Source organism: Hymenobacter sp. IS2118 (genome assembly GCF_000715495.1).
Classification (GTDB): Bacteria; Bacteroidota; Bacteroidia; order Cytophagales; family Hymenobacteraceae; genus Hymenobacter.
Map to the genome: position 1 here is coordinate 31208 of NZ_JNLX01000148.1, position 12572 is coordinate 43779.

General features: G+C 62.4%; 11 protein-coding genes. 3 read left to right on the forward strand and 8 right to left on the reverse strand.

All coding sequences use genetic code 11. From position 1 onward, the window contains the following. Nucleotides 1-111 precede the first annotated feature (111 nt). Complete coding sequence (locus GM79_RS14385; RefSeq protein ID WP_035565055.1) at nucleotides 112-2856, forward strand: TonB-dependent receptor; 2745 nt, start codon at nucleotides 112-114, stop codon at nucleotides 2854-2856. A 230-nt stretch (nucleotides 2857-3086) separates the two neighbouring features. Here the strand turns inward: GM79_RS14385 and GM79_RS14390 are convergent, their stop codons facing one another. The 7 genes from GM79_RS14390 to GM79_RS14420 all read right to left on the reverse strand — a co-directional run bounded on the left by GM79_RS14390 (nucleotide 3087) and on the right by GM79_RS14420 (nucleotide 9378). Beyond that, on the reverse strand, nucleotides 3087-3674 hold the full coding sequence (locus tag GM79_RS14390) for an alpha-ketoglutarate-dependent dioxygenase AlkB family protein (protein WP_035565058.1): 588 nt from the start codon (nucleotides 3672-3674) through the stop codon (nucleotides 3087-3089). A 41-nt stretch (nucleotides 3675-3715) separates the two neighbouring features. Beyond that, nucleotides 3716-4405: a hypothetical protein gene (locus tag GM79_RS14395; RefSeq protein WP_035565061.1), complete on the reverse strand. Its 690-nt coding sequence runs from the start codon at nucleotides 4403-4405 to the stop codon at nucleotides 3716-3718. A 66-nt stretch (nucleotides 4406-4471) separates the two neighbouring features. Next, entirely contained in the window at nucleotides 4472-5743 is a 1272-nt protein-coding gene (gene kynU / locus GM79_RS14400; RefSeq protein ID WP_035565064.1) for a kynureninase, read from the reverse strand. A gap of 46 nt (nucleotides 5744-5789) precedes the next feature. Next, nucleotides 5790-7085, reverse strand: coding sequence for a hypothetical protein (locus tag GM79_RS14405; protein ID WP_152560005.1), 1296 nt, complete (start codon nucleotides 7083-7085; stop codon nucleotides 5790-5792). Between the two features lie 45 nt (nucleotides 7086-7130). Beyond that, on the reverse strand, nucleotides 7131-7676 hold the full coding sequence (locus tag GM79_RS14410) for a hypothetical protein (protein ID WP_035565069.1): 546 nt from the start codon (nucleotides 7674-7676) through the stop codon (nucleotides 7131-7133). 66 nt (nucleotides 7677-7742) lie between these two features. After that, entirely contained in the window at nucleotides 7743-8753 is a 1011-nt protein-coding gene (locus GM79_RS14415) for an amidohydrolase family protein (RefSeq protein ID WP_035565071.1), read from the reverse strand. 106 nt (nucleotides 8754-8859) lie between these two features. Then, nucleotides 8860-9378 carry a 3-hydroxyanthranilate 3,4-dioxygenase gene (locus GM79_RS14420; RefSeq protein WP_035565074.1) on the reverse strand — a complete coding sequence of 173 codons (519 nt, stop codon included), beginning with the start codon at nucleotides 9376-9378 and terminating at the stop codon, nucleotides 8860-8862. Between the two features lie 164 nt (nucleotides 9379-9542). On the opposite strand from GM79_RS14420, the gene GM79_RS14425 reads away from it, so the two are divergent. Both GM79_RS14425 and GM79_RS14430 read left to right on the forward strand, forming a co-directional pair. Then, entirely contained in the window at nucleotides 9543-10340 is a 798-nt protein-coding gene (locus GM79_RS14425; protein ID WP_035565077.1) for an SDR family oxidoreductase, read from the forward strand. 78 nt (nucleotides 10341-10418) lie between these two features. Next, the gene (locus GM79_RS14430; RefSeq protein ID WP_035565078.1) at nucleotides 10419-11144 is read left to right on the forward strand and encodes a glycosyltransferase family 2 protein; all 726 of its coding nucleotides are present in this window, start codon (nucleotides 10419-10421) and stop codon (nucleotides 11142-11144) included. 150 nt (nucleotides 11145-11294) lie between these two features. Here the strand turns inward: GM79_RS14430 and GM79_RS14435 are convergent, their stop codons facing one another. Next, nucleotides 11295-12560 carry a hypothetical protein gene (locus tag GM79_RS14435; protein ID WP_152560006.1) on the reverse strand — a complete coding sequence of 422 codons (1266 nt, stop codon included), beginning with the start codon at nucleotides 12558-12560 and terminating at the stop codon, nucleotides 11295-11297. Between the last annotated feature and the right edge of the window lie 12 nt (nucleotides 12561-12572).

Below are 12572 nucleotides of genomic sequence, written 5' to 3' on the forward strand. Positions count from 1 at the left end.
CTATAAATCAGAAAAATAATCACCGCAAAGAATGCTGTTATGAATTTAAATAACGCAGTGATTTGAGAAAAAAGCAGTAGATTTGCAGCCTCATTTTTCAGCTTCCACCATATGCGTCAACCTTACTTTGTTTTTATTTTATGCCTGCTGCTTCCGCTAGGGAGTTGGGCGCAGGGCGCTCAGGCCATCAGTGGAACTGTTCAGACGGAAGTCGGGACGTCGCTGCCCGGGGCCACGGTGGTGGTGAAGGGCACCTACACCGGCGGCAGCACCAACGAGGAAGGCCAGTTTCAGCTGAAAGCCGATTTCTCGAAAGGACCGTTGGTGCTTTCGGTTTCTTTTATCGGCTACGAAACCCAGGAGCTGCCCCTCAGCGCGCCGGATAACGCCATCATCGTGACGCTGCGGCCCAGTGCTGTGCTCGACCAGGTGGTGGTAGCGGCTTCCCGCGTGGAAGAGAGTATCGGCCAGGTGCCGGTGACGGTTGAGAAGCTGAACCAGCGCCAGGTAGAGCAAATCACCACGCCCGACCTGGTGGCAGGCCTGGGCCGGTTTAAGGGCATCGACATCAGTAGCTCCAGCATGCTGTCCACCAGCTTCAGCACGCGGGGCTTCAATTCCTCGCGCTCGGAGCGCGTGATTCAGCTGGCCGACTACATGGATACGTCCATTCCCAGCCTGACCAGCAACTTTGGCAACCTGCTCGGCACGCCCATCCTGGACGTGGCCAGCGTGGAAATTGTGCACGGCCCGGCCTCGGCGCTCTACGGCGCCAACGCCTTCAACGGCGTGCTGCTTACCAACTCCAAAGACCCCTTCATCGACCAGGGCCTGACGGTGCGCCTGCGCGGTGGCACCCGCAGCCTGCTCGACGGCCAGCTGCGCTACGCCCAGAAAATCGGCGAGCGGGTGGCGTTCAAAATTGTTGGTGGGGCCATTCGGGCCGATGATTTTATCGCCGACAACCAAAGCGCCACGTCCAGTCTTATCGAGCCGAACAACAACGCCGTGGGCTCGCCGGCCGGCTACGATGCCGTGAGCCGCTACGGCGACGTAGGCGCCATTACGCTGGGCACCACCTTGATTAACCCCGCTACCCGGACTCCTTACCTGGACCGTAATGGCAGCCCAATTGCAACGCCAGCGGCTTTGGTGGGCAAAACGCTCTTTCTGCCGGGCTTCACCGAAGCCCAATTGATTGGTAGCGACGACAAAACGCACTCCTATAAAGTGGCGCCGAGTCTGGCCGTACTGCTCACCAATAGCATCAAGGCGACGGTCGATTACAAATACACCAACGCCACTACCACCTACCAAAGCGCCAGCCGTTACCGCTTCATCAACAGCGGAGCCCACCAGGGACGCGTGCAATTGGAAGGCAGTAACTGGTTTATAAGAGCCTTTACCACCCGCGACTATTCCGGTGGCCGCGACCCCCAGACCGATGGGTCTTATAACCTTGGGTTTTTGGGCGGCTTCTTGCAAAACCAGGTTATCCCCAGCAGTTCAACTACCTACGCTCAACGCTACGTGGGAACTTACCTCGGTACGCTGGCTGGTTCCCTGAGCGGTGGCCTGCCCGCTGATGCGGCCATTAATGCGGCCGTTGCTGCCGCAAGACCTACCTTATTGCAGCCCGGCACGCCTGAGTTTGCGGCCGCCCGGAATCAGATTATCCACGACCCAACGCCCGGCCAGGGCGCCCGTCTGGTGCTGCGCTCCATTCTCAACGACGGCAGCGGGCAGTACACCTACCGCAATAGCTTTGCCGACCTGACCGTGGGCGCGGCCTACCGCCAGTTTTTGCTGGGTTCGGATGGCAGCTTGTTTGAAGACACCCGGGACGGCGACCGCATTCCCAACTACGAGTACGGCGCGTATGCCCAGGCCAGCAAAACCCTGCTCGATGACCACCTGAAACTGGCCGCTGCCGGCCGGGTCGACCGCTTCAAGAACTTTGGTACGGCCTTCTCGCCCCGCGCCTCGGCCGTGTACTCGGTGGGCGCCGACAAGCAGCATAACTTCCGCGCCAGCTACAGCCGCGCCTTTCGGGCCCCTACTCAGAACGACCAATACATCAAGCTCGACGTGGGCCGGGCCATTCTGCTGGGCAACGTTCGTAGCGGCTTCGAAGGCTACTCCGTGAACGTGTTGCGCGGTGCCTCGCCCGCCGATGCGGCCAACCTGTACCGCGCCGACAAGCTCACGCTGGAAGAAGTGAACAGCTTCGAAATCGGTTACCGCGCCCAGCTGGCCAAAAAGCTGTACGTGGATGTTGACCTTTTCCGGAACAACTTCAACAACTTCATTGCCACCCAAAACTTTGTGGGCAACGTGGACGGTACCCGCCCCGCTCCGGCTCAGCTGGCTACCACCAACACTGCCGGCAGCTCGGTACGTGTGATTCAGGTGGCGGCCAACGTGGACCAGGAAGTAAAAAGCCAGGGCGCGGCCTTTACGTTGAGCTACTCGTTTTCGCCCGCCCTCATCCTGAACGGCAACTACAGCTACAACGAGCTTACGACTGACAACTTCAAGGCCGGCACCCAGTCGTTCTTCAACACGCCAACCCATAAGTTCAATTTGGGCGCCGATGGCCTGCTGCTGGAGCGCAAGCTGAGCTACAACCTGAACTACCGCTGGGTGGATGCCTTCGTGTACGAGTCGACCTTCGCGACCGGCACCGTGCCCGTGGCGCAAACCCTCGACGCGCAGGTGGGCTACACGCTGCCCAGCCTGCACACCACGCTCCAAGTGGGCGGCACCAACCTGCTCGACGCCCAGAACCTGCAGGTGTACGGCGCCCCCAGCATCGGCCGCATCGCCTACTTCGGACTGCTGTTCGACATCAAGTAAGGACACCCCGTTGCTAAAAGAAAAACCCCCGACCTGTATTCAGGTCGGGGGTTTTTCTTTTAGCAACGGTCTCGTTGGTTGTTGGCAGTTAATTTTAAAAGTAACCGTAGCAAAAGCCCGTCATGCTTCGACAGGCTCAGCATGACGACCAAGTAAAACACGGTTATTTCTTGTGTCACTTTGTGGCATAGTGAATTGATAACCAGAAATAAATAACTAAAAACCAGCAGCTAAACTACCTGCCGAAAGGTGAGGTTGAGGCGCGGGCCCATTGGGCGGGCGGTTTTGGGCAAGGCGTGCTGCCAGTGCTGCTGGGTGGGGCCGCGCATCAGGAGCAGGCTGCCCGTGGGCAAATCCAGCCCGTAAGGTGCGGCGGCCAGCCCGGCGCGGGGCCGCAGCCGAAAGCGGCGCGTGGCCCCCAGGCTGAGGGAGGCAATGGCGGGTACCGGGCCTAGTTCCGGCTCGTCGTCGGCGTGCCAGCCCATGCTGTCGCGGCCGTTGCGGTAGTAGTTCAGCAGCACGCTATTGAAGGCCGCGCCGGTGGCGGCTTCGATGCGCTGGCGGAGCTGGAGCAGCACGGGCGTCCAGGGCTGTGGCTCCCACGCCAGGCCGGAATAGCTGTAGTGAGCATCCGGGTCGCCGTACCAGGCGGTGAGGCGGGGCTGCGGCAGCTCCTTCCCAAACATGCGGATGCTGCGCTGCTCCCAGGCCACTTCGCGGATGAGCTGGGCCAGCAGGGCATCGGCTTCGGTCAAGGGCAGGAAAGCCGGGTCAAAAAGCAGGTCGGCCTGCGGCAGCGGCAGCGTCGAAAAGGCCATGCGAAATATTATGCCGTTTGTGACGGAACAGATAGAAGCCTTTATTTGGGCATCATTTTCTCCAGCTGCTCACGGACCTCTTTGGGCTGTTTTTGGATGAGGTAGCCGTTGAGCTTCTGGAGGCCGAAGAGCAGCGCGAAGCACACCAGTAGCGCGGGAAACCAGCTCCGGCTGCGGTAGTTGGTGGTGCCGATGGTGCGCGGCCAAAACCACAGCACGTAAGCCAGCACGGCTGGCAAGTTGAATAACGGGCCGTACCACGAGCTCAGGCCATAGCGGGGCAGCGCCCAATACATCAAAAACAGCCCCCCAAGCACCACATAGGCAACGATGAAAGCGACCAGGCCCACCAAAGCCCGCTTGCGGTCGAGGCGCCACAGGTTCAGGCCCAGGAGCACGCCTCCCGCCAGAAAGGTGAAGGGAATCGAAAACAGGATGATGGTGATGGGCGAATACAGCGCCGGCCCGGTTGGGACTGCGGCCTCGTCAGCGGCGGTAGCGGTGGCGGCTTCCCGTTCCGCTTCGGCCGCGGCTTGGAGGGCGTGTAGCTTCGTAGCAGCAATTTCCAGGCCGGGGCGTAGGGCGGCTTCTTCGGCCGCGGGCTGGCCACGGCGCCGCAGCTCGTCGAGGGCGGCCAGCACGGCGTCCTCGCGGTACTGGGCATGGCCGGTCACGTACTCGCGCAGGTCTGCGTCGGTCTTGAGCAGCATCTTGGCGGCGTAATCTTCCATCGGAATCAATTAATAATGAGCAATGAACAATGAGTAATTAGCAGTGAGCAACCACACGATAATTGCTCATTGTTCATTGAAAAAGAATTGCAGCGCAACTCCCACGCGGTGCACGTCCTCAAACGAGTTGTAGAGCGGTACGGGGGCCAGGCGGATGACGTTGGGCTCGCGCCAGTCGGCGATGATGCCCTGACTGGCCAGGTAGTCGAACAGCTCGCGGCCGCGCTGGTGCACCAGCACCGAGAGCTGGCAGCCGCGCTGCGCCGGGTCGGCAGGCGTGATGATTTCCAGCTGGCTGATGGGCAGGTTCAGGCCGCGAATCAGGGTTTCGAGGTAGCCGGTGAGCTGCTCGCTTTTGCGCCGCAGCGCCGCCAGCCCGCCGGCCCGGTCCACCATGTCGAGGCTGGCGCGGTGAATGGCCATGGGGAAAATCTGGGCATTCGAGAGCTGCCAGCCGGCTGCGCCGGGCATGGGCCGGAAGCCTTTTCTCATCTGGAATCGGTCGGCGGGGTCGTGGCCCCACCAGCCGGCCAGGCGCACCAAATCGGGGCGGTGGGCAAACCGCTCGTGCACAAAGATGCCCGACGTGCCGCCCGGCCCCGAGTTGAGGTATTTATAAGAGCACCAGCAGGCAAAATCTACGTCCCAGTCGTGCAGGTGCATTTCCAGGTTGCCGGCCGCGTGGGCCAGGTCGAAACCCACCAGGGCGCCCACCGCGTGGCCCGCCCGCGTGATGGCGGCCATGTCGAACGCTTGCCCGGTGTAGTAGTTCACGCCCCCGATGAGCACCGTGGCCAGCGAGTCGCCCAGCTCCCGAATCGTGGCTTCGATGTCGGCCGTGCGCAGGGTGTGCTCGCCGGGCCGGGGCAGCAGCTCCACAATCACCTCGGCGGGGTCGAGGCCGTGCAGGCGGGCCTGGCTTTCGATGGCGTACTGGTCGGACGGAAAGGCGCCGCCTTCCATCAAAATCTTGTAGCGCGTGGCCGTGGGGCGATAAAACGAGACGAGCAGCAGGTGCAGGTTCACCGTGAGGTTATTCATCACCACCACTTCGAGCGGGCGGGCGCCTACCAGGCGGGCCGCGCCGGCGGCGAGGGTTTCGTGGTAGTGCATCCACGGCGAAGTGCCGTGGAAATGGCCCTCCACGCCCAGCCGTTCCCAGGCATCAAACTCCTGCTCCACGGCGGCGCGGGCGGCTTTGGGCTGCAGGCCCAGCGAGTTGCCGCAGAGGTAGGCGCAGGGCTGCCCATCGGGGCCGGCCGGCAGGTGAAACTCCTGGCGGAAGGCGGCCAGCGGGTCGGCCGCATCCAGTTGGGCCGCGGAAAGAGTGGTTGTCATGGGTTGTAAAGATAGCCGGCTCACGGGCGTGCGGGCCGGGCAGGCCTCACTGCACCACGTAATCCTGCAGAAAGCATTCGAGCAGATGCAGCTGAATAACCAGGTTGAAGACGTAAAGCACCATAATTACCTCGCGCTGCCAGCGCAGCTGCCGCAGCGTCAGGTAAGCAAAGAGATACCCGGTCAGCAAAGCGAAATACCACAGCGCCTGCCCGCGGCCGAAATTATCGAACTCCAGGGTATAGGCGCCAAAAACCTGCCACAGGCCCAGCGTGGCCAGCAGCAAATACAGATACCTGGGCCACGGCCAGGCCGGGAGCGTGCCCAGGTACCACACCAGCACCACAAAAAAGGGCGTGGCCAACAGGTAACGGCTGAAATTCCAGACACTGCCCCCCTGATACAGCAGAATAAACAAGGCAATGCTCACGCAGTAGCCCAGGGCAAACGTAACCACTGGGGGCAGGGCCGGCAGAGGGCGCTGCCGCTGTTGCAGCCACCGGCCGGCCAGCCACAGGCACGTGGCAATAGCGGCGCACCCCACCCAGAGCGCCAGGGCATCGAGCCAGAGCATATTGATGCCCGAGGGCGAGGCAAACGGGAACTGCGGCCATTGCAGCTTCTGGCCCCAGAACTTGTGGGTTGCCACAAACGCAAATGGTTCGCCCACCTGGTACCACTGAATGAACGCAACGGTGCCGACCGATGAGGTAATGGCGAGCAGGCCGGCTCCGCCCCACTGCAGCGCCCGGCGCACCTGGCCCGGCTGGGCCGCCCAAAGCAGCGTGGTAAACAGCACCGCCGGGGTAAACATGGTGCTGGCCGAGCGGGTGAGCCCGCAGCCCAGCAGGCCCAGCATCCACCAGCTAAGGCGGCCCCGGTGCAGGCCCAGGAGTGCAAGGGTTGCAAACACAAAAAACAGCGCTTCCGTGTACGGAATCACCATAAAGAGCAGCGGCGGTGTGGAAAGCAGCAGCAGGGCCCAGCGGCCGGGCAGCCGCAGCTGCTGGGCCAGCCAGGTAAAAGCGGCAATGAACAGGCTGAAATTGAGCAGGCCCATGTGGAAGGCGTTGAGCCCGGTGAGCCGCCACAGGTAAGGGAACAGCGGGAAAAAAGCCGTCGAGCTCATGCTCGTGGCGGAGTAGGAGTAGCCTTGCTCCCGAATGAGATTGTACCAGTACACGTCCCAGCGGGCAATGTTCTCGTTGGTGGGCAAATAGCGGATGATGCCAAAGCAGTACAGCACCGAGCCCAACGCGGCGAGCAGCACCAGGTGCCCGGCCACCACCACCGGAATGGGGTAGCGCTTCGCAAAGGAGGCAGGAGCAGGGAGGGGAGGCACGGGATTTAAGGCAGTTTTAAAGCGAAAGGCCACGCGGCAGCGGCGTTAGCGCCAGCCTTCCAGCGTGATGTCGTCGAAATATTTGGCGGCTCCGCGTTCGGGACACCACACGTACACCAGCACCTCGTCGGTGGGCGCAAGGTCGGCGGGCAGGTGAATGGTTTTGGTGAGGTGCTCCCATTTCTGATAGCGGCGCACCACTTGCGACACTTCCAGCCCGCGCCAGATGTCGGGCCGCCGGCCGTGGCAGCGGATTTCCACCACCAGCTTGGTGGACCGGATGAGGCCGCTGGTGAGGTAGGTCCAGGCCTGCAGCCGGAGGCGGGACGGCATGAAAGCGCAGCCCTCCAGGGTGGTGCGGTAGGGCGCCACAAATTCGGCGCCATCGCCCACGTAGTAGGAGTAGCGCCCGGAGTGGGCCCTCTCAGTGGTGAGAAACGAGGGCAGCGGGCTCACCCAGCCCTCAAACTGCTCAAAATCGGAGCTGAGCAGCACGCAGCGCTCTTCTGGGGCCGCACCACAGCCCGCCAGCAAGCTCAGCCCGCCCCAGGCACCCAGCACCCGCCAAAAAACAGAATCGAAAGCAGCCAAAAGGTAGACGCGGAGCAGTTGTGGATGAACGAAGTTAGGGTAGTAGTTCTGATTGCTGCGGGTCGGCTAGCTCAAAAAGCGATGACCGGGCACGCCCAGCCAGTCCAGGGCGTTCTGGCCCAGCATCCGGGCTTTCATATCGGTCGGAAACGGCATGGACTCGATGAGCTGCCCCGGCGCCAGCTCGCCGAGCGGGAACGGGTAGTCGGAGCCGAGGGTGATTTTGTCGGGCCCCAGTGTCTTCACCAGCAGGTCCAGCATCAGCGGGTCGTGCACCAGCGAATCGACCCAAAACTTGCCCAGGTAGTTGCGCGGGTTGTGCGGGTTGTCCACGGCGCAGAGGTCGGGCCGCACCTGCCAGCCGTGCTCAATGCGCCCAATGGTGCTGGCAAACGAGCCCCCGCCGTGCGCCACCGCCACGCGCAGCCGGGGCAGCCGCTCCAGCACGCCCCCGAAGATGAGCGAGCACAGGGCCAGGGTGCTTTCGGCGGGCATGCCCACCAGCCAGGGCAGCCAGTATTTGGGCATTTTCTGCTGGGCCATCATGTCCCAGGGATGCACGAACACGCAAGCGCCCAGCTCCTCGGCGGCGGCAAATACTTCGAAAAGCTCCGGCTGGTCAAGGTTCCAGTCGTTGACGTGCGAGCCGATTTGCACGCCGGCCAGCCCGATTTTCATGCAGCGCTCCAGCTCCCGAATGGCCAGCTTGGGCGCTTGCATGGGCAGCGTGCCCAGGCCCACGTAGCGGCTGGGATAACGGCGTACCACGTCGGCAATGTGGTCGTTGAGCAGCTGGCTCAGGTCGAGGCAGTCGGCGGGTTTGGCCCAGTAGCTGAACATCACCGGCACGGTGCTGATGACCTGCACCTGCACCCCAAACTGGTCGTACTCGCGCAGGCGCACGGCCGGGTCCCAGCAATTATCCTGCACCTCCCGGAAGAACTTGTCGTCCTGCATCATGCGGGCGCAGCAGGGCTTGTGGTGGTCCAGCCGAATGAAGCCCCCGTACCCGTAGCGGTCCGCTAAATCGGGCCAGCGCTCGGGCAGAATGTGGGTGTGGATATCGATGGAAAGCATGGATTTTTTAGCTGTTAGCTGTTAGCTGTTAGCTGTTAGCCAGTGGCCGGTGGCCAGTGGCCGGTGATTGAAGGGTAGCTAACAGCTAACAGCAATTGGCTAACAGCTATTTAGAAGGTGCTTCCATGTAGGTGCCGCAGTTGTTGCAGGTACGCAGGTCGTCGTTGGCCCAAAAGGCATCCATGATGGGCGGGAGCTGGGCCACGATGTCGGTGATGAGGGCGAACTCCTCGTGCAGCTTGTTGCCGCAGTTTTCGCAGTACCACTGGAAGCCGTCCACTTCGTCGGTGCTGCGGTAGCGCTCCAGCACCAGGCCCACGGTGCCGGCCGGGCGGCGCGGCGAGTGGGGCACATGGGGCGGCAGCAGAAACATCTCGCCGGGCCCGATGGTGATGTCCACCGGCTGGCCGTCTTCGATGATTTTGACCGTCATCGTGCCCTCGATTTGCCAGAACAGCTCCTCGCCGGCATCTACGTGGTAGTCTTTGCGGGCATTGGGGCCGCCTACTACCATCACAATAAAGTCCTTGTTGTCTTTGAACACCTGCTGGTTGCCCACGGGCGGCTTCAGCAAATGGCGGTGCTCATCAATCCACTTCTGGAAGTTAAACGGGCGGGTTATCATGGGCGGGAAGGGTTGGTTGCGAATGCTAAGTTACGGCCGGGCCCCGAACCGTACCCGCGCCCCGCCGCCCGGTGGCCCGCGCCGGTTGGGTAGCTTTGCCCAACGGCTGCCCGTAGGCGCCCGAACCAGCGCTCCCGCGATTCCTGCCCTTTTACTCTCGTCTTATGACCCCGAACCTGCCCCTTTCCGCCCGTCGCGCCCTCGTGGGTGGCTCCACCCAAGGCATTGGCCGCGCCGTAGCCGAAGCCTTGGCCGCCCAAGGCGCCACCGTGACGCTGCTGGCCCGCGACGCCGCCCGGCTGCGGGAAGTTGCCAAGGAGCTGCCCACTCCAGCCGGCCAGCAGCACGATTTTCTGGTGGCCGATTTCACGGCGCCCGAAGCGTTGGCGGCTACCGTGCGCGCGTACCTGGCGGCCCCCGGCACCGGCTTCCACATTCTGGTGAACAACACCGGCGGCCCTCCCGGCGGCCCTTTGCTCGCGGCCACGCCCGCCGATTTCAGGGCCGCCTTTGAGCAACACCTCGTGGCCAACCACCTGCTGGCCCAGGCCACGGTGCCGGCCATGCAGGCCGCCGGTTTCGGGCGCATTATCAACATTGTGAGCACGTCGGTGAAGGTGCCGCTGCCCGGCCTGGGCGTGAGCAACACCACGCGCGGGGCCGTAGCCAGCTGGGCCAAAACCCTGGCCAACGAGCTGGCTCCGCACGGCATCACGGTAAACAACGTGCTGCCCGGCGCCACGCTCACCCAGCGCCACACCTCGCTCATCGACAAGAAAACCGCCCAAACCGGCCAGTCGGCCGACGCCATCGAAGCCGACATGCTCAAGCTGATTCCGGCCCGGCGCTTCGGGCTAGCTGAGGAGGTAGCGGCGGCCGTGGCCTTCCTGGCCTCGCCGGCGGCTGGCTACATCACCGGCACGAGCGTGCCCGTGGACGGCGGCCGCACCGGCAGCTTGTAAGGAGGCACCCGTTTCAGAAGCACTAGCGCAGCCGGTTAAAGTCCTGTTACTTTTGCAGCACGCAAGCCCTTCCCGATTTTGGTAAAATTCGATACGCTTTCCATCGTTGTCCCGGTTTATAACGAAGCCCGCACCATCCACCAGATTCTGGATTTGCTGCGCGAGCTGAAACTGGTGAACAACATCGGCAAGGAGATTATCCTGGTCAACGACTGTTCTTCCGACGGGTCCGGCGATGCCATTCGGGCGTATGCTGCGCGCTACCCCGAAATGCGCCTGCGCCTGCTGGAGCACGCCGTGAACCAGGGCAAGGGCGCCGCCCTGCACACGGGCATCCGCGAGGCCACCGGCGACTACGTCATCATTCAGGATGCCGACCTGGAATACGACCCGGAAGAGTACAACCTGCTGATAAAGCCGATATTGAAAGGCTTTGCCGACGTGGTTTTCGGGTCCCGGTTCATGGGCGGCAATCCGCACCGCATCCTGTTCTTCTGGCACAGCATCGGCAACAACGTGCTCACCTTCCTCTCCAATATGGTGACGGACCTGAACCTGACCGACATGGAAACGTGCTATAAGCTGTTCCGGCGCGACATCATTCAGGGCCTGCGCCTGGAGGAAAAGCGTTTCGGCTTCGAGCCCGAAGTAACGGCCAAAGTAGCGCGGGTGAAGGACGTGCGCATCTACGAAGTGGGCATCAGCTACTACGGCCGCACGTATGCCGAGGGCAAGAAAATTGGCTGGCGCGACGGCGTGCGCGCCCTGTACTGCATCGGAAAATACGGCCTGCTCGGGCACTGATTCCGCCGTTTTCAGGAGGTAGCCTTGTCGTGCTTTCTCACCAAACAGGTGAAGGAGTAGCGGTACATTAATAACAAGACTAATCAGCAGCCAGTAATTTAGGTGATAAGTCCACGGGCACGTACCAATAAGCCTACAGGCTGGCGCGGGCTACCCGACAACGGCTTTTGATGTAGGACTTCCGGCTCCGGGGCCCACGACCAGCACCACCAGGTAGAACGAGGTGAAAAAGCCCACCACGGCCAGATAGGCGTAGGGTACTTGTAAAAAAGCGTAGAAAGTGGTGAGGTAGAGCTTCAGCGCAATCACGGCATAGAGGCGGTGGTGGGTGCGGGGCAGCCGCTGCCGCCAATACACCAGCGCCGCGCCACCAACAACGGCCAGCGATGCCGCCAGGTGCACCACTTTGGCCAGTCCCAACCGGGCCAGCATATCGCCCGGTGCAAACTCATAGAAAAAGTTGGTGAGGCCAATGCCGTTATAAAGGTGCATGGGCAGTCCGTTGTCGTTCAGGTGGTTCCACTCGCCCAAGGTTGTGGTTGTGTACACTTTTTGGACGCGCATGAACAGGCCCCAGTCGTGCGAAAGCACTGGCACGATGTAGAACGCCACCACGCCCGCCGCCGCCAGCCCGGCCACCGTCCAGGCCCCGCGCCGCGATTCATTCACGTAGAGCAACCCCAGGTACAGCGGCACCCAAAACACCACCGAATAGCGCGAAAGCAGGCACAGCAGCAGCGCGCCAACGAACAGCGGCCGCGAGGGCAGCAGCACGCCAGCCACCAGCAGCAGGTAGTACCCCACCACCAGCGGCTCCACCGTAAGGGAAAAAATATCCGCCCTCCTGAGAAGCACGGCGTAGGTAAACAGCAGTGGCAAGGCGCTGAGCCCCAGCGTGACCAGCGCCGCGCGCCGCAGCCGCACCACCACCACCAGGTAGCCCAGCAGCCCCAGCAGCAGCACGAAGCTGCTCATCCACCGGTAGTCAAACCGGAAATATTCGGGCACCACAAAAGGCAGCCAGGTGCCGGGCAGGTAGCCCGGCTCCAGAAAATAGCCCAGGTCTTCAGTCAACGGCCGGTGCACCACTTCGCCCGCCAGCAGCCGCTGGCAATACACGGTGAGGGCCGGGATAATATCCGAATAGTCCTGCGGATGGGTTCCGCTGATGCGAGCCGCCAGCAGGGGCACGCACAGCAGCAGGCCCACGCCCAGCGCCAGCGCGGCCGGCCACCACCACCGGCTGCGCACCGCCACCGGCTGCAGCACCGGCCACGGTCGGTGCCGCAAGGCCTGGTAGGCCGCGAAGCACAGCGCTACGGCCGTGAGGTAGAGCACCACCGGGCTGGCGTAGGGCCCAAGCTTATTGGATAGAAAAGTGAACTGGAGCGCCTCCAGGACAACTAATCCAAGCACGGCCCATGAAAA